This window comes from Noviherbaspirillum sp. (assembly GCF_036563305.1).
Classification (GTDB): domain Bacteria; phylum Pseudomonadota; class Gammaproteobacteria; order Burkholderiales; family Burkholderiaceae_D; genus Noviherbaspirillum.
Genome location: NZ_DATCMQ010000016.1, coordinates 30794 through 47188, shown reverse-complemented (window position 1 = coordinate 47188; position 16395 = coordinate 30794). Strand labels below are relative to the sequence as shown.

The window sequence follows — 16395 nt, the reverse complement described above, 5'->3', positions numbered from 1 at the left end:
GTCCCTCCCTTATAATCACTGGTTTCGCAGAAACACAAATCAAATCATGGAATTAGCCAAATCTTTCGAGCCCGCAGAGATTGAAAAGCAATGGCGCACCGAATGGGAAAAGCGCGGCCTGTACACCGCCACCACCGACGCCGGCAAGCCCTCCTTCTGCATCCAGCTGCCGCCGCCGAACGTGACCGGCACGCTGCACATGGGCCACGCGTTCAACCAGACGGTGATGGACGGGCTGACCCGCTACTACCGGATGCGCGGCCACAACACGGCGTGGATCCCGGGCACCGACCATGCGGGCATCGCGACCCAGATCGTGGTGGAGCGCCAGCTCGACGCGCAGAAGGTTTCGCGCCATGACCTTGGCCGCGAAAAATTTCTCGAAAAAGTCTGGGAATGGAAGGAGCACTCCGGCTCCACCATCACCGGCCAGATGCGTCGCATGGGCGCCTCCACCGACTGGAGCCGCGAATACTTCACGATGGACGAGAAGATGTCCAAGGCCGTCACCGAGGTGTTCGTCCGTCTCTACGAGCAGGGCCTGATCTACCGCGGCAAGCGGCTGGTGAACTGGGATCCGAAGCTGCTGACCGCCGTCTCCGACCTGGAGGTCGTATCGGAGGAGGAAGACGGCCACATGTGGCACATCCGCTACCCGCTGGCCGACGGCAGCGGCCACATCACGGTCGCCACCACCCGTCCCGAAACCATGCTGGGCGACGTCGCCGTCGCGGTCGACCCGACGGACGAGCGCTACGTCCCGCTGCTCGGCAAGATGCTGACGCTGCCGCTGACCGGCCGCCAGATCCCGATCATCGCCGACGAGTACGTGGACAAGGAGTTCGGCACGGGCTGCGTGAAGATCACGCCTGCCCACGACTTCAACGACTATGCTGTCGGGCAGCGCCACCAGCTTCCGCAGATCAGCATTTTCACGCTGGATGCGAAGATCAACGAGAACGCGCCGGCGCAGTATCGCGGCCTCGACCGTTACGACGCCCGCAAGCAGATTGTCGCCGACCTCGAGGCCCAGGGCCTGCTGGAATCCGTCAAGCCGCACAAGCTGATGGTGCCGCGCGGCGACCGCACCAACGTGGTGATCGAGCCGATGCTGACCGACCAGTGGTTTGTCGCGATGAGCAAGCCGGCGCCGGAAGGCACCCACTTCCCCGGCAAGTCGATCGCGGACGTCGCGCTGGAAAAGGTTGCCGGCGGCGAGATCAGCTTCGTCCCCGAGAACTGGACCACGACCTACAACCAGTGGCTGAACAACATCCAGGACTGGTGCATCTCGCGGCAACTGTGGTGGGGCCACCAGATCCCGGCGTGGTACGACGAGGAGGGCAACATCTATGTCGCCCGCAACGAGGAAGAGGCGCGCGCCAGGGCCGGCAACAAGCCGCTGACCCGGGAGAGCGACGTGCTCGACACCTGGTTCTCGTCGGCGCTGGTGCCGTTCTCCTCGCTCGGCTGGCCGCAGGAGACGCCGGACTACAAGCTGTTCCTGCCGTCCTCGGTGCTGGTCACCGGCTTCGACATCATCTTCTTCTGGGTCGCCCGGATGGTGATGATGACCACCCACTTCACCGGCCAGGTGCCCTTCCGGACGGTGTATGTGCATGGCCTGGTGCGCGACGCCAGCGGCCAGAAGATGTCCAAGTCCAAGGGCAATACCCTGGACCCGATCGACCTGATCGACGGCATCGACGTCGAATCGCTCGTGGCCAAGCGCACCACCGGCCTGATGAATCCGAAACAGGCGGAGAGCATCGCCAAGGCCACCCGCAAGGAATTCCCGAACGGCATCCCGGCCTTCGGCACCGATGCGCTGCGTTTCACGATGGCGAGCTACGCTTCGCTCGGCCGCAACATCAACTTCGATCTCAACCGCTGCGAGGGTTACCGCAACTTCTGCAACAAGCTGTGGAATGCAACGCGCTTCGTGCTGATGAACACCGAGGGCAAGGACTGCGGCTTCGATGCAATGAGCTGCGGTCCCGAAGGCCGCGACTTCTCGCAGGCCGACCGCTGGATCGTGTCGCTGCTGCAGCGGACCGAGGCCGAAGTCGAGAAGGGCTTTGCCGACTACCGCTTCGACAACATCGCGTCGGCCGTCTACAAGTTCATCTGGGACGAGTATTGCGACTGGTACCTGGAAGTGGCGAAGGTGCAGATCCAGACCGGTACCGAGGCGCAGCAGCGCGCGACCCGCCGCACGCTGCTGCGGGTCCTGGAAACGGTGCTGCGCCTCGCCCATCCGATCATCCCGTTCATTACCGAGCAGTTGTGGCAGAAGATCGCCCCGATGACCGACCGCAAGCTGAATCCCGCCGGCGACTCGATCATGGTGCAGCCCTTCCCGCTCAGCGACGCCGAGAAGATCGACGAGCAGGCGGAAGCCTGGATGGCGCAGCTCAAGGCGATGACCGACGCATGCCGCAACCTGCGCGGCGAGATGCAGCTGTCTCCGGCGCAGAAGGTCCCGCTGTTCATCGAGTCGTCGGATCGCAACCTTGCGCAGTCCTTCGTGCCCTGCCTGCAGGCGCTCGCCAAGCTGTCGGAAGTGCAGGTGGTCGATGCACTGCCGGAATCGCCGGCGCCGGTGTCCGTGGTCGGGACCGTCAAGCTGATGCTCAAGGTCGACATCGACGTCGCCGCGGAGCGCGAGCGTCTCGGCAAGGAGATTACGCGCCTCGAAGGCGAGATCGCCAAGGCCAATGCCAAGCTCGCCAATGAAAGCTTCGTCGCCCGCGCGCCCGCGCAGGTGGTCGCCCAGGAAAAGGAACGGGTGGCGAACTTTGGCGCAACCGTGGCCAAGCTGCGCGAGCAATTTGACAAATTACAAAAATCATAACAATCACAAGAGCAACACTGGTACGCGCGCCCCACGCGGGGCGCGTACCGCATACCTACCTGGAGACAAGGAAAATGATGAAGAAGCTACTCTGCGCCGTCGCGGTGACGGCGCTCACCATGTCGGTCATGCCCGCCGCCTCGGCGCAGGAAACCGCGGTAGGCGTCTGGAAGACCATCGATGACGAGACCGGCAAGCCGAAGTCGCTCGTCCGGATCAGCGAGACCAACGGCGAGCTTCGCGGCCGCATCGAGCGGCTGTTCCGGGATGCCGGCGAAGAACAGAATCCGAAATGCACCAGTTGCGAAGGCGCGCTGAAGGACCAGCCGATCCTCGGCATGACGATCATCACCGGCATGCGCAAGGAAGGCGACGGCTACGCCGGCGGCCAGATCCTGGATCCTGCCAGCGGCAAGGTTTACAAGAGCAAGATGTCGCTCGCGGATGGCGGTCGCAAGCTGGATGTACGCGGCTACGTCGGCGTGCCGATGTTCGGACGCACCCAGACCTGGGTGCGGGTCGAGTAATCGCCGAAGATCGCATGCGGCGCTCCGCCGCGTGCACAAAAAAAGGGCTGCCCGGTGGCAGCCCTTTTTTATCGGCCGGGGCTTGTCAGACGAAGGAGATCGTCAGTCCGGGAAGGCTGACACCGGAGAACGCGGAGGTCCACGTCTCGCCCGGCTTGATCGGGCAGACGTCGGTCCAGGTGCCGGTCGTAATGATCTCCCCCGCCTGCAACGGCTGGAACTGGGCCTGCTCCTTGAGCAGCTGGTGCAGGTGCCAGAGCGCGTGCAGCGGGCTGCCGAGCACATCATGGCCGAAGCCGGCGGAACGCAGCTCGTCGCCGCAGGACAGCGACAGGCTCGCATGCGCCAGCACTTCGCCCAGGCTGCGGCGGCTGGCAGCAGACAGCATCTTCGGCTCGCCCACGATCAGCGAGCCGTGCAGGCCGAAGGCGGCGATCGAGTCCGCCATCTCGAACTTCCAGTCGGGATAGGGGCAGGTGACGATCTCGAATGCATGGGCCATCCACTCGATGCATTCCGCCAGCTGCTCGATGCTGGCGTCCGGCGCCGGCGTGCAGCCGAGCTTGAATACCAGTTCCGGGCCGATGCGCGGTTGCATGGCGCCCTTCAGGCATTGCAGGCCGCGGTTGTCCTCGGTGTAGCGAACGGTGTCATCGAAGACCGGCGTCCAGATCGGATTGCGGATCGGCTCGGCCACGCCGTACTTCGACCAGATCTTGCGATTGGTAAAGCCGATCTTGCGGCCCACCATCGTCTCGCCCTGGGCAATCCGGATGTCGGCAATGCATCGAGCGACGTCATAACTGTCGGCGATCGACAGCGGGCCGTTGGCGGACAGCGGGGGAATCATTTGCGCGAGTGCGCGGGCGTCAAGCAACTGGTGCGCATAGCGGCTTGCTTGCGTGGACATGAGCATGGCGGGACTCGTTCGGTATCGATTGGGGTTACAGCGCATTGCGACCAGCCCTGTACTCTACGCAGGAGGAAGGTCGCAGGTTTGCGTTTTCTCAAACGAAAAAGAGCGACCGTGCCTAAAGGAAAACATTATAGGCTGTCCGGATGCACTTTTTCGGTGAGCGAAATTGGCACCGTATTTCTACGGATGACATATAGACAAGCCGCCCGCTGGGGGCGGCCTTTCCGTCTGCGGTTTGAAGATTGCGGGAAAGCTAAGTTCCGGACCGGCGCGGATTTAGTACGGCCGACGCTAGCCCTGCTCCCACAGGTCGCCGCTGCCGCTGCCGCGCGGCGCCGTGACGCCGAAGTGCGCATAGGTTGCCGGAGTGGCAATGCGCCCGCGCGGCGTGCGTTGCAGAAAACCCTGCTGGATAAGGTAGGGCTCGAGCACGTCTTCGATCGTGTCGCGCTCTTCACCGATTGCCGCCGCCAGATTATCCAGGCCGACCGGGCCGCCGCTGAACTTGAAGAGCACGGCCTCGAGCAGCTTGCGATCCATCACGTCGAAACCGACCGGGTCGACGTCCAGCATCTTCAGTGCCGCATCGGCCATGTCCTTGGTGATCTCGCCGTTGCCCTTGACCTCGGCATAGTCGCGCACACGGCGCAACAGCCGGTTGGCGATGCGCGGGGTACCGCGGCTGCGCTTCGCGATCTCCAGCGCGCCTTCGTCGACGATGGCGGCGTTCAGCAGGCTGGCGCTGCGGGTGACGATGCGCGCCAGCTCCTGCGGCGTATAGAACTCGAGACGCGCGACGATGCCGAAGCGGTCGCGCAGCGGGTTGGTCAGCATACCGGCGCGCGTGGTGGCGCCCACCAGGGTGAATGGCTGCAGGTCGAGCCGCACCGAACGCGCCGCGGGCCCTTCCCCGATCATGATGTCGATCTGGTAATCCTCCAGCGCCGGGTAGAGGATCTCCTCCACCACCGGAGACAAGCGGTGGATCTCGTCGATGAACAGCACGTCGTTCGGCTCGAGGTTGGTCAGCAGCGCGGCGAGGTCGCCCGCCCGTTCCAGCACCGGGCCCGAGGTCTGCCGCAGGTTGACCCCCATCTCACGGGCGATGATGTGCGCGAGGGTGGTCTTGCCGAGGCCGGGCGGCCCGAACAGCAGCGTGTGGTCGAGGGCCTCGCGGCGCTGGCGGGCGGCCGCGATGAAGATCTCGAGCTGCGCGTGTATCTTCGCCTGGCCGACGTATTCGTCCAGCTGCTTCGGCCGCAGCGCACGTTCGATCGCCTCTTCGTTGGCCGAGGCCGGCGTGGCGGAGATGATCCGCTGCTCGGTGAAATTATCGGTCTGGATGCTCATGGGGAGTTACGCTTTCGACAAGGCCTTCAGTGCCAGCTTGATGCCGTCCGAGACGCCGCTGCCTGCTGGCACCTGCTTCAGCGCGAGCGCGGCCTCCTTCTCGGAATAACCCAGCGCCAGCAGGGCATTCAGGATGTCCGCGCCGGCATCGTGGTGCTGCACGCCGGCGGCGGTCCCGAGGTCGGCGCCCAGCTTGCCCTTGAGTTCGAGCAGCAGGCGCTCGGCGGTCTTCTTCCCTATGCCCGGGATCTTCGTCAGCCTGCCGGATTCCTGCAAGGTCACCGCCTGCGCCAGGTCGCCGACCGACATCCCGGACAGGATCGACAGGGCGGTACGCGCGCCGACTCCGGAAATCTTGATCAGCTGCTTGAACAGGTTGCGCTCGTCGACACTGCCGAAGCCGTACAGCAGGTGGGCATCCTCGCGTACCGCAAGATGGGTCAGGAGCGTCACTTTCTCGCCAAGGCCGGGCAGGTTGTAGAACGTGCTCATCGGGACGTCGACCTCGTAACCGACGCCGTTGCAGTCGATCAGGATCTGCGGCGGATTTTTCTCGATCAGGAGTCCGGAGAGGCGGCCAATCATGGGGTATCGGAAGGATAGGAAGTCTGTTGCATGATACAGGACATTGCACCGCGGCCGATAAGCGCGACCGACGTGCAGGCATTGCCGGCGAGGGATTTTTTTCGGATGCAGAATACTCCAACCGGCAGCCGGGCACCCTCCCCGGCCCCTTCCGTTTCCGTCGCGGCAGCGCGCGCGGCAGTCCGACCCGTCACCTTCAGGCACCAGATGCGACCGCTTTTCCGAACATTCCTGCACCATCCCGCCACGCAGCGCATGCGCTTCTGGACGCTCAGCCTGCTCGGCGTCGTCTGGGCCGCGCCGCTGACCCTCTTCGGCCTGCTGGTCGCCCTTCCCGTCGTGCTTTTTCGCGGCCATCTGCAACTGGTCCACGGCCATACCGTGGCGCTGCTGGTCCGGGGACGGTTCGCCGATTTCCTGCTGCGCCGCCATCCTTTCGGTCCGATGAACGCGATGGCGCTCGGCCACGTCGTCGTGGCCTCGCACGACGGTATGTCAACGCGGGTGCTGGTCCATGAACTGGCGCATGTCCGCCAGGCGGCTCGCTGGGGCGTGCTGTTTCCGTTCGCGTATCTCGCATCCAGCGCGTGGGCGCTCGTGCGCGGCAAGAACGCCTACTGGCACAATCGTTTCGAGGTGGCGGCGCGGCGCGCCGAGAAGCACTTCTAGCCGACGAGCCGCCCGCGGCGCATGCGCAGCCCCTTGCGTGCCAGTTCGGGGGCGAGGCCGCCGAGCGTGCTCAGGGCATCGCCGCTATGCGCGTGGCAGATCGCCACGCCGAGGGCGTCGGCGGCGTCCGGGCCCGGCATGCCCGGCAATTGCAGCATGCGCTGCACCATGTCCTGCACCTGCTGCTTCTGGGCACGGCCATGCCCCGCCACCGCCTGCTTGATCTGCAACGCGGTATATTCCGCCACCACCAGGTCCGCGCCGACGAGCGCGCAGATCGCGGCGCCCCTGGCCTGCCCCAGCAGCAGCGTCGACTGCGGATTCACGTTGACGAACACCTTTTCGATCGCCGCGCAATCGGGCGAATAGGTGCGGATGATTTCGGAGACACCCGACAGGATGGTCTTGAGCCGCTGCGGCAGGTCGACGTCGGCGGTCTTGATCGTGCCCGATGCGATGTAGCCCAGCTTGTTTCCCTGCTTGTGGATCACCCCGAAACCGGTGGTGCGCAGGCCGGGGTCGATGCCGAGGATTTTCATTCAGGCCGCTTCATGGGCCGCTCCCGCCGGAACGGGAGCGGCAGGTTGATCAATGACGGAAGTGGCGGGTGCCGGTGAACAGCATCACGACACCGCGTTCGTCGGCCGCGTCGATCACTTCCTGGTCCCGCATGGAGCCGCCCGGATGGATCACGCAGGTCGCCCCCGCATCCACGACCACGTCGAGGCCGTCGCGGAACGGGAAGAAGGCATCCGACGCCACCGCCGAATTCGCCAGCGTGAGGCCGGCGTTCTGCGCCTTGATGGAAGCGATGCGCGCGGAATCGATGCGGCTCATCTGGCCGGCGCCGACGCCGAGCGTCATGCCGCCCGCGCAGAACACGATGGCATTCGACTTGACGAACTTGGCGACGCGCCAGGCGAACATCAGGTCTTCCATCTGCTGCGGCGTCGGCTGCTTTTTGGTCACGACCTTCAATTCGGCCACCGCGACATTCTTCGCATCCGGCGATTGCACCAGCAGCCCGCCGCCGACGCGCTTGACGTCATAGGCATTGACCGCGTTGGCGAGCGGGATCTCAAGCAGGCGGACGTTCTGCTTGGCGGCAAACACCTGCCTGGCTTCGGCGGTGAACGCAGGCGCGATCAGCACTTCGACGAATTGCTTCGCCACGGCTTCCGCGGCCTTGCCGTCCAGCGCGCGGTTGAAGGCGATGATGCCGCCGAAAGCCGAGGTGGGGTCGGTCTTGAACGCCTTGTCGTAGGCTTCGAGGGGATTCGCGCCCACTGCCACGCCGCACGGATTGGCATGCTTGATGATCACGCAGGCATCGGCCTCGAAGGTCTTCACGCATTCCCAGGCCGCGTCGGCATCAGCGATATTGTTGTACGACAGTTCCTTGCCCTGCAGCTGGCGGTAGTTGGCCAGCGAGCCGGCCACTGGAGACAGGTCTCGGTAGAACGCCGCGGACTGGTGCGGGTTCTCGCCGTAGCGCATTTCCTGCACCTTCTCGAAGTGCAGGTTGAACGTCTGCGGATAGGCGCTGCGGGTGGCATGCTGCCGGTCGGCGCCGAGCGCGCTCAGGTAGTTGGTGATGGCGCCGTCGTACTGAGCGGTATGCGCGAACACCTTGGTCGCCAGCGCGAACCTGGTGTCATACGACACCTCGCCGGCGTTCGCCTTCATTTCCTCGAGCACGCGGCCATAATCCGCCGGATCGCAGACGACGACGACATCCTTGTGGTTCTTCGCCGACGAGCGCAGCATGGTCGGTCCGCCGATGTCGATGTTCTCGATCGCATCCTCCAGCGAGCACTGTTCCTTCGCAACCGTTTGCTGGAAAGGATAGAGGTTCACCACGACCATGTCGATGGTCGGGATATTGTGCTCTTCAAGCGCAGCCATGTGCTCTGGCAGGTCGCGCCGCGCGAGGATGCCGCCGTGGACTTTGGGATGAAGCGTCTTCACGCGCCCGTCCAGCATCTCGGGAAAACCGGTGTAGTCGGCGACTTCGGTTACCGCGACGCCGTTGTCGCCGAGCAGCTTGGCGGTGCCGCCGGTGGAAAGGATCCTGACGCCTTGCGCCGCCAGGGCCTTGGCGAATTCGAGTACGCCCGTTTTGTCGGAAACGGAGATGAGGGCTTGCTTGATCATGATGGAGATGCGGAAGTGATGGATAACGTAAGTGCTGCAGGCCCGATGCCTGCGGTTACATCGGCCGGCGCATGCCGCCACTTACGTTATCGATCACAGCAACCCGTGCTGTTGCAGCTTCTTGCGCAGGGTGTTGCGATTAATGCCGAGCATTTCGGCCGCCAGCGACTGGTTGCCCTCCGCCCGCTCCATGACCACTTCCAGGATGGGCCGCTCCACGGTAAAGACGACCATTTCGTAGACGTTCGACGGCTGCTGCTCGCCCAGGTCCCTGAAGTATTTCTCAAGGCTTTTCTTGACGACGTCCTGGATATTGTCTTTGCTCATTGGAGTGTAGTGCTGTTTTTCTCGTTGGTCAGGCGGCCAGCTTGTGCGCGGGAAGGCCGTATTGTAACCGCTCGCCATGGGCGGACTGCGATTCGAAGAACAGGTCGACGGCCGCCAGCTGCTCCTCGCAGCTTTCCAGCCGGTTCATCCGCTGCCGGAATTCCTCTCCGCCCGGCAGGTCCCGCACGTACCAGCCGATGTGCTTGCGCGCGGTACGCAGGCCAAGGTACTCGCCGTAGAAAGCGTAGTGGGCCTGCAGGTGCTCGTTCATCAGGGACTGCACTTCCGCCACCAGCGGCGGCGGAAGTTCGGCGCCGGTCCGCAGGAAATGGTCGATCTCGCGGAAGATCCACGGTCTTCCCTGTGCCGCACGGCCGATCATCACCGCGTCGGCCCCGGTCTGCGCCAGCACTTGCTTCGCCTTGCGCGGCGTGGTGATGTCGCCGTTGGCCACCACTGGAATGCCCACGGCCGCCTTCACCGCCGCGATCGTTTCATATTCGGCGTCGCCGCTGTAGCCATCCGCACGGGTGCGTCCGTGCAGCGTCAGCATCGCGATACCGCTGGCCTCGGCCATGCGGGCAATCGCGAGCGCATTCTTGTGCTGCCTGTCCCAGCCCGTACGAAACTTCAGGGTGACCGGGACGGCGACGGCGGCGACGACGGCTTCCAGGATGCGGCCGACCAGCGACTCATGCTGCAGCAGCGCCGAGCCGCACCAGCTGTTGCACACCTTCTTCACCGGACAACCCATGTTGATGTCGATGATCTGCGCACCGCGATCGACGTTGAACTTCGCGCAGGTCGCCAGCATGTCCGGATCGGCACCGGCGATCTGCACCGCCTTGGGTTCCATTTCGCCGTCGTGGTTGATGCGGCGCGACGTCTTTTCGCTGGCCCACAGCCGCGGATCGGAGGCCGCCATCTCCGACACCGCATACCCGGCGCCGAGCTGCTTGCACAACTGCCGGAACGGCCGGTCGGTCACCCCCGCCATCGGGGCGACGAAGACATTGTTGCGGAGGATGTGCGGGCCGATGTTCACGGGGTGTGCGGGGAATGCTGGCGCTGGGAAGCCGCTATTTTAGCCGCTTCGGCCGGCACTTCAAATCGGGAAAACTTGCGCACTGCAGCGGCGAACAAGGCTTTCCGGCTACTTCACGAGTTCGTCAAGCGCGCCGACGTCGAGTGATTCCAGATGCGCAACATCGCCCCAGTGGAGCAAGTGCAGGCGGCCGCCGTCGCTCTCGAAACGATTGATGCTCGCGTTGAAGATATCGAAATCCCGCGCCTGGTCGAAGTCCATCTCCAGCGCCGCCCGGTAGGCGCACTCGAGGACGCCTCCATGACAGACGATCGCGATCTTCCGATGGCGGCCGCTGCCGGCGATGCGCAGGATGGTGCTCACGGTACGGTGCGAGAACTCGCGCATCGTCTCGGCGACATGGACGCCCGCGGGGAAACGGGCGTCGATGTCGCGCGCCTTCCATGCGGCGTACGCGTCCGGATACCGCTTGCCGATGTCCGCATACAGCATGCCTTCGAACGCGCCATAGCAGCGCTCGCGCAGGCCGCGGTCCAGTTGCACCGTCATCCCGCGCGGTGCGGCGATCGCCTGTGCGGTCTGCCGTGCCCGCATCAGGTCGCTGGCGAACACGGCGTCGATCTCCTCTCCCGCGATCGCCCGCGCAAGGGCCGCCGCCTGGCGCAGGCCTTCGGCGTTGAGCGGGATGTCGAGATGTCCCTGCAGGCGCCTGATCGCATTCCATGCGGTTTCGCCATGTCGGATCAACAGGATTTCGGTCACGGAGAGGCTCCAGGATCAGCCGGGCGTTGCCAGGCCAGGGTTGAGGGTATAGGTGCCGGTCAGTTTCGCCTCGGCCAGGATGTGACCCCGGATCGCATCACGCACCTGCTGCCCGGTGAACTTGCCATCGACGGGAACGCGGTCGATGTCGAGCGCATACAGCGTGAACACATAGTGATGGCGTATCGAGTCGTTCCAGGGCGGGCACGGACCGTCATAGCCGAAGTAGTCGCCCGCCATCTCGGCGTCGCCTGCGAACCAGCCGGTGTAATCGTTGAGCCCGTGGCGGCCCGGCTGCCCGCTGCCGATGGCCGGGCCGCCCTTGCCGCGCGGCGTGATGCCATTGCAGTACTGGCCGTCCGCGATGGCGCCGGTCGTCGCCGGCAGGTCGACCAGCACCCAGTGGAAGAAGTCGACGCGCGGAAGGTCGGCCGGCACGGTCTTGCCTTCCTGGTTCACGTCATCGCCGCGCGACGGCACGTCGTAGTCGTGGCAGATCAACGCCAGGGACTTGGTACCAGCCGGCAGGTCGGACCACGCCAGGTGCGGATTGCGGTTGGCGGACATGGCGACGTGCGCGGCCGGGTCGATCACGCAAAATGCGAATTCGCCGGGAATGCCGGCGCCGTCCTTGAAAGAATCGCTCCATAGCTTCATCGATGCCTCCTCATGGTTGATTGCAACAGTCGGGGGTTCATTCTCGTTCAATTCGCCGCGGCCGGCTTGACCTGCAGCCAGAACGTGACGGGACCGTCGTTGGTCAGGGATACCTGCATGTGCGCACCGAAGCGCCCGGTCTCGACCGGCGCCAGGCGGCCGCGTGCGCGTTCGACGAAATACGAGAACAGCCGCTGTCCGTCCTCCGGTGCCGCCGCCGGCGTGAACGACGGCCGCGTGCCGGAACGCGTGTCGGCGGCCAGCGTGAATTGCGGCACCAGCAGCAGCGCGCCGCCGACGTCCGCGACGCTGCGGTTCATCTTCCCGTCATCGTCGGAAAAGACCCGGTAGCCGATGAGTTTGGACAGCAGCGCATCGGCTTCCGCCTCGCTGTCGTTGCGCTCGGCGCACAGCAGCACCAGCAGGCCGCGGCCTATCGCGCCGACGGTCTCTCCATCCACTTCGACCTTCGCCTGCGAGACCCGTTGCAGCAGCGCGATCACGCTCAGGCCAGCGTAACGCGCGCGAACTTGCGCTTGCCGACCTGCAGCACGAAGGTGCCGGCCTCGACCTTCAGTCCCTTGTCGCTCACCGCCGCGCCGTCGATGCGCACGCCGCCCTGCTCCACCATGCGCAGCGCTTCCGACGTCGAGGCGCAGAGGTTGGACTGCTTCAGCAGCTGGCCGATGCCGAGCGGCGCGCCCGACAGGCTGACCTCATCCATCTCGTCGGGAATGCCGCCGCGGGCCCGGTTGTTGAAATCCGCCAGCGCCTCTTCCGCCGCCCTCTGCGTATGGAAGCGCGCGACGATTTCCTGCGCCAGGAGCACCTTGATGTCCCGTGGATTGCGCCCGCCCTCGACGTCCTTCCTGAACTGGCCGATCTCGGCCAGCGAGCGGAACGACAGCAACTCGTAGTACCGCCACATCATGCCGTCCGAAATGCTCATCAGCTTGCCGAACATTGTATTGGCGGGCTCGGTGATGCCGACGTAATTCCCTTTCGACTTCGACATCTTTTCCACGCCGTCCAGGCCTTCCAGTAACGGCATGGTGAGTATGCACTGGGGCTCCTGGCCGAAATCCTTCTGCAATTCGCGCCCCACCAGCAGGTTGAATTTCTGGTCGGTGCCGCCGAGCTCGAGGTCCGACTGCAGCGCAACGGAGTCGTATCCCTGCATCAGCGGGTAAAGCAGTTCATGCACCGAGATCGGTGTGCCTGCCTTGAAACGCTTTGTAAAATCCTCACGTTCCAGAATTCGCGCGACGGTATATTTCGCCGACAACTGGATCATGCCGCGGGCGCCGAGTGGATCGCACCACTCGGAGTTGTAGCGGATCTCGGTGCGGGCCGGGTCGAGCACGAGACTGGCCTGGGCAAAGTAAGTCTTCGCATTCTCCTCGATCTGCTCGCGCGTGAGCGGCGGACGGGTCACGTTGCGCCCCGACGGATCGCCGATCATCGACGTGAAATCGCCGATAAGGAAGATGACGGTATGACCGAGGTCCTGCAGTTGCCGCATCTTGTTCAGCACCACCGTGTGGCCGAGATGCAGGTCCGGCGCAGTGGGGTCCAGGCCAAGCTTGATGCGCAACGGTTTCCCGCTCTGCTCTGACCGCGCCAGTTTCTGTGCAAATTCGGATTCAATCAGCAACTCGTCTACGCCGCGCTTCGCAACGGCCAGGGCCTCCAGGACGGCATCTGACAGCGGCAGCGCCGCGGTGTTCTTGTTTGTTTGCAAATTCGGGGAGACGTCCATGAGATGAGGGAGATTAAGAAACGACTGTGAAAAATCAATACCATGTGTTTGGTATAATCGTTGCTCCTTTTTGAAGCTTTCAAAGCAGCAACAATCAGGTCACATGCGGAGCTTGCCGGCGATACGCATCGCCCGCCCGCGAGACGCGTCATGCTGCAACGCGCCTCCCCCGCAAGCTCTTCGGCTAAACGGCAAATTCTATCTTATTGCATGCTCAATACAGACAAAAACCTGGGCACGGGCTCGAGCAGCAAGCCATTCTTCGTCGGGTCGCGCAAGTCGCGCATCCTCTCCGCTACCGCATTGTTCCTTGCCGTCTGCGCATTCGGCGCGGCCGGCGTCGCGCCAATGGCGCCCGACGCCGCCGACCTGCCTGTCAGGACGATCGCGCAGGAGCTTGAGATCCCTAGCCTCGCCGCGCAGGTGGAAAGCCTCCAGGCAGGACAGCAGGTATATCTGCGCGAAGAGAAGGTGCGCGCCGGCGACACCCTGGCAACGCTGCTGGCGCGCCTCGGGGTGCAGGACGACGCGGCTGCCAGCTTCATCAAGTCCGACAAGCTCGCCTACAATGTGCTGCAGCTGAAGACGGGCCGGCGGGTACAGGCCGAGACGGACAAATCCGGTCTCCTGCAACGCTTGGCGACCAGCCTCCCGGACGGGAACGGCGGCGTCCGCAACCTGGTGATCACACGCGACGGCGACCGCTTTGCAGCGACCTCCGTGGATGCCGTCCCCGAACGCCGGGTCGAAATGCATTCCGGCCTCATCACCTCTTCCCTGTTCGCCGCCACCGACGCCGCACAAATCCCGGACAGCGTCGCGATGCAGATCGTCGAGATGTTTTCCACCAACATCGACTTCGCGTCCGACCTGCGCCGCGGCGACCGTTTCAACGTCATCTACGAAACCTTCTGGCAGAACGGCGAGTATCTTCGCTCTGGCCGCGTGCTGGCCGGAGAATTCGTGAACGGGGCCAACAAGTACCAGTCGGTCTGGTTCGACGAGCCGGGCAGCAAGCAAGGCGGAGGCTATTACACGTTCGACGGCAAGTCGCTGAAGAAGGCCTTCCTGAAGTCGCCGCTGGAATTCTCGCGCGTATCATCGGGCTTCTCGATGCGGGTCCATCCCATTTCCGGCAAATGGAAGCGCCACCAGGGCGTCGACTTCGCCGCCGCCACCGGCACGCCGGTCAAGGCCGCGGGCGATGGCGTGGTGGATTTCGTCGGCGTCCAGGGTGGCTACGGCAACGTTGTCGTGCTCAAGCACTGGAACAACTACTCGACAGCCTACGCGCACCTGAGCCGCTTTGCCGCGGGCCTGAAAAAAGGGATGAAAGTGAGCCAGGGCGAGCTCATCGGGTATGTTGGTTCGACAGGCTGGTCGACCGGGCCGCACCTGCATTACGAGTTCCGCGTCAACAATGAGCCGCGCGATCCGATGCGCATCCAGGTGCCGAACGCGCAGCCGCTGGCGGGCGCGGACCTGCAGCGTTTCCGCACTGTCGCAAGCGAGATGCGTCACCGGTTTGCGCTGCTTAACAACGCCGACCTGCCAAAGCTCGCGTCGAAGTAACTCCTGGCTCCCCGAAAACCGTTCAGTCGGCTGTAGAATCAGGCCGACTTGAACGGTTTTTTCATTGCGGGCAGATCATGCAACACTACATTGGGCTGATGTCGGGTACCAGCATGGACGGGGTCGACGGCGTCCTCGCCGCCTTCCCTCCCGACGGCTCGACCGGCGGCATACGCACACTTGCCGCTGCATACATCCCCTTCCCGCCCACCCTGCGCGAGGATCTGATGCTGCTGCAAGCCGCAGGGCACAACGAGATCCACCGCGAGGCACTGGCGGCCAATAGCCTCGCAAGAATCTATGCCGACTGTGTTCGACGTCTGCTGGACGAATCGGAGATCGCCGCGACCGGAGTTTGCGCGATCGGCGCGCACGGGCAAACCGTCAGACACCGACCCGAACTTGGCTTCACCCGGCAGACCGGCAATCCTGCCCTGCTTGCCGAACTGACCGGGATCGACGTGATCGCGGATTTCCGTAGCCGTGACATTGCAGCCGGAGGTCAGGGCGCGCCACTGGTTCCGGCCTTTCACTCAGCGGTGTTCGGGAAGCCGGACGAAGTCCGCGTGGTGGCCAACATCGGCGGCATTGCGAACATCAGCATCCTGCAACCCGAAGGCAGCGCCACCGGTTTCGACACCGGTCCCGGCAATGTGCTGATGGATCACTGGATCGAGGCGCACCTGGGCAAATCTTACGACGCGGACGGCGCATGGGCGTCCACGGGAAAACTGCAGCAAGCGCTGCTGACGGCGCTGCTCGATGACCCTTATTTCAGGCTCCCGCCGCCAAAGAGCACCGGAAGGGACTTGTTCCATGGCGACTGGCTACGCCAAAGACTCGCCTCCCACGCCCACCTACCGGCCGAGGACATACAGGCGACCTTGGCCCGGCTCACCGCCGCGACCCTCGCCGACGCGATTCAGATGCACGCGCCTGCCGCGGGATCCGTCTTCATCTGTGGCGGAGGCGCGCACAACCGGTTCCTGATGCAGGACTTGCAAGCTTGCCTGGACGAACGCGGCGTGCAGGCGCGGGTTGCATCGACGGCGGCACTCGGCGTGCCTCCCGGTCAGGTGGAAGCGCTTGCATTCGCATGGCTGGCACGCGCGCATGTACTCCGCCACCCTGGCAACCTTGCCGCCGTCACCGGCGCGGTCGGCCCGCGTGTGCTTGGCGCGCTCTATCCGCGCTAGTCAGGTGAAACGAGAAAGGTGA

Annotated in this window: 16 protein-coding genes; 5 read left to right on the top strand and 11 right to left on the bottom strand. The window is 64.2% G+C overall.

Annotated elements, in window-relative coordinates:
• The first annotated feature begins 46 nt into the window (after positions 1 to 46).
• Together VIM12_RS16620 and VIM12_RS16615 are read left to right on the top strand one after the other, a co-directional pair.
• Positions 47 to 2854, top strand: a complete 2808-nt coding sequence (locus tag VIM12_RS16620) for a valine--tRNA ligase (protein ID WP_331942785.1) — start codon at positions 47 to 49, stop codon at positions 2852 to 2854.
• A gap of 119 nt (positions 2855 to 2973) precedes the next feature.
• Positions 2974 to 3381: a DUF2147 domain-containing protein gene (locus tag VIM12_RS16615; RefSeq protein ID WP_414691811.1), complete on the top strand. Its 408-nt coding sequence runs from the start codon at positions 2974 to 2976 to the stop codon at positions 3379 to 3381.
• 85 nt (positions 3382 to 3466) lie between these two features.
• On the opposite strand, the gene VIM12_RS16610 is transcribed toward VIM12_RS16615, so the two are convergent.
• From VIM12_RS16610 to ruvA, 3 genes are all read right to left on the bottom strand, one after another.
• Positions 3467 to 4297 (bottom strand): 2-keto-4-pentenoate hydratase, encoded by an 831-nt coding sequence (locus VIM12_RS16610; RefSeq protein ID WP_331942784.1) that lies wholly within the window; start codon positions 4295 to 4297, stop codon positions 3467 to 3469.
• A gap of 291 nt (positions 4298 to 4588) precedes the next feature.
• Positions 4589 to 5647 carry a Holliday junction branch migration DNA helicase RuvB gene (gene ruvB, locus VIM12_RS16605; RefSeq protein WP_331942783.1) on the bottom strand — a complete coding sequence of 353 codons (1059 nt, stop codon included), beginning with the start codon at positions 5645 to 5647 and terminating at the stop codon, positions 4589 to 4591.
• A 6-nt stretch (positions 5648 to 5653) separates the two neighbouring features.
• On the bottom strand, positions 5654 to 6232 hold the full coding sequence (gene ruvA / locus VIM12_RS16600) for a Holliday junction branch migration protein RuvA (protein ID WP_331942782.1): 579 nt from the start codon (positions 6230 to 6232) through the stop codon (positions 5654 to 5656).
• Between the two features lie 207 nt (positions 6233 to 6439).
• Between ruvA and VIM12_RS16595 the strand changes: the two genes are divergently transcribed.
• Positions 6440 to 6901: a signal peptide prediction gene (locus VIM12_RS16595; protein WP_331942781.1), complete on the top strand. Its 462-nt coding sequence runs from the start codon at positions 6440 to 6442 to the stop codon at positions 6899 to 6901.
• On the opposite strand, the gene ruvC is transcribed toward VIM12_RS16595, so the two are convergent.
• From ruvC to tyrS, 8 genes are all read right to left on the bottom strand, one after another.
• Positions 6898 to 7440, bottom strand: a complete 543-nt coding sequence (ruvC, locus tag VIM12_RS16590; protein ID WP_331942780.1) for a crossover junction endodeoxyribonuclease RuvC — start codon at positions 7438 to 7440, stop codon at positions 6898 to 6900. The two genes, VIM12_RS16595 and ruvC, sit on opposite strands and share 4 nt — an antisense overlap.
• 49 nt (positions 7441 to 7489) lie before the next feature.
• Positions 7490 to 9055, bottom strand: coding sequence for a bifunctional phosphoribosylaminoimidazolecarboxamide formyltransferase/IMP cyclohydrolase (gene purH, locus VIM12_RS16585; RefSeq protein WP_331942779.1), 1566 nt, complete (start codon positions 9053 to 9055; stop codon positions 7490 to 7492).
• 93 nt (positions 9056 to 9148) lie between these two features.
• Positions 9149 to 9382: a Fis family transcriptional regulator gene (locus VIM12_RS16580; protein ID WP_331942778.1), complete on the bottom strand. Its 234-nt coding sequence runs from the start codon at positions 9380 to 9382 to the stop codon at positions 9149 to 9151.
• Between the two features lie 28 nt (positions 9383 to 9410).
• Positions 9411 to 10427 carry a tRNA dihydrouridine synthase DusB gene (dusB, locus tag VIM12_RS16575; RefSeq protein ID WP_331942777.1) on the bottom strand — a complete coding sequence of 339 codons (1017 nt, stop codon included), beginning with the start codon at positions 10425 to 10427 and terminating at the stop codon, positions 9411 to 9413.
• Positions 10428 to 10535: 108 nt separating this feature from the next.
• Positions 10536 to 11189, bottom strand: coding sequence for a histidine phosphatase family protein (locus VIM12_RS16570; protein WP_331942776.1), 654 nt, complete (start codon positions 11187 to 11189; stop codon positions 10536 to 10538).
• Positions 11190 to 11204: 15 nt separating this feature from the next.
• Positions 11205 to 11846 carry a YbhB/YbcL family Raf kinase inhibitor-like protein gene (locus VIM12_RS16565; protein ID WP_331942775.1) on the bottom strand — a complete coding sequence of 214 codons (642 nt, stop codon included), beginning with the start codon at positions 11844 to 11846 and terminating at the stop codon, positions 11205 to 11207.
• Positions 11847 to 11893: 47 nt separating this feature from the next.
• Positions 11894 to 12349: a D-aminoacyl-tRNA deacylase gene (gene dtd / locus VIM12_RS16560; protein WP_331942774.1), complete on the bottom strand. Its 456-nt coding sequence runs from the start codon at positions 12347 to 12349 to the stop codon at positions 11894 to 11896.
• A 2-nt stretch (positions 12350 to 12351) separates the two neighbouring features.
• Positions 12352 to 13587 (bottom strand): tyrosine--tRNA ligase, encoded by a 1236-nt coding sequence (gene tyrS, locus VIM12_RS16555; RefSeq protein WP_331942773.1) that lies wholly within the window; start codon positions 13585 to 13587, stop codon positions 12352 to 12354.
• 228 nt (positions 13588 to 13815) lie between these two features.
• On the opposite strand from tyrS, the gene VIM12_RS16550 reads away from it, so the two are divergent.
• A complete protein-coding gene (locus VIM12_RS16550; protein ID WP_331942772.1) occupies positions 13816 to 15177 on the top strand; it encodes a M23 family metallopeptidase in 1362 nt (453 codons plus the stop codon).
• Between the two features lie 77 nt (positions 15178 to 15254).
• The gene (locus VIM12_RS16545) at positions 15255 to 16373 is read left to right on the top strand and encodes an anhydro-N-acetylmuramic acid kinase (protein ID WP_331942771.1); all 1119 of its coding nucleotides are present in this window, start codon (positions 15255 to 15257) and stop codon (positions 16371 to 16373) included.
• Positions 16374 to 16395 lie beyond the last annotated feature (22 nt).

Bases quoted from the DNA above. Each gene is read 5' to 3' on its own strand.
- VIM12_RS16620 (WP_331942785.1), top strand. From the start codon at position 47: ATGGAATTAGCCAAATCTTTCGAGCCCGCAGAGATTGAAAAGCAATGG.
- VIM12_RS16615 (WP_414691811.1), top strand. From the start codon at position 2,974: ATGTCGGTCATGCCCGCCGCCTCGGCGCAGGAAACCGCGGTAGGCGTC.
- VIM12_RS16610 (WP_331942784.1), bottom strand. From the start codon at position 4,297: ATGCTCATGTCCACGCAAGCAAGCCGCTATGCGCACCAGTTGCTTGAC.
- ruvB (WP_331942783.1), bottom strand. From the start codon at position 5,647: ATGAGCATCCAGACCGATAATTTCACCGAGCAGCGGATCATCTCCGCC.
- ruvA (WP_331942782.1), bottom strand. From the start codon at position 6,232: ATGATTGGCCGCCTCTCCGGACTCCTGATCGAGAAAAATCCGCCGCAG.
- VIM12_RS16595 (WP_331942781.1), top strand. From the start codon at position 6,440: ATGCGACCGCTTTTCCGAACATTCCTGCACCATCCCGCCACGCAGCGC.
- ruvC (WP_331942780.1), bottom strand. From the start codon at position 7,440: ATGAAAATCCTCGGCATCGACCCCGGCCTGCGCACCACCGGTTTCGGG.
- purH (WP_331942779.1), bottom strand. From the start codon at position 9,055: ATGATCAAGCAAGCCCTCATCTCCGTTTCCGACAAAACGGGCGTACTC.
- VIM12_RS16580 (WP_331942778.1), bottom strand. From the start codon at position 9,382: ATGAGCAAAGACAATATCCAGGACGTCGTCAAGAAAAGCCTTGAGAAA.
- VIM12_RS16565 (WP_331942775.1), bottom strand. From the start codon at position 11,846: ATGAAGCTATGGAGCGATTCTTTCAAGGACGGCGCCGGCATTCCCGGC.
- VIM12_RS16550 (WP_331942772.1), top strand. From the start codon at position 13,816: ATGCTCAATACAGACAAAAACCTGGGCACGGGCTCGAGCAGCAAGCCA.
- VIM12_RS16545 (WP_331942771.1), top strand. From the start codon at position 15,255: ATGCAACACTACATTGGGCTGATGTCGGGTACCAGCATGGACGGGGTC.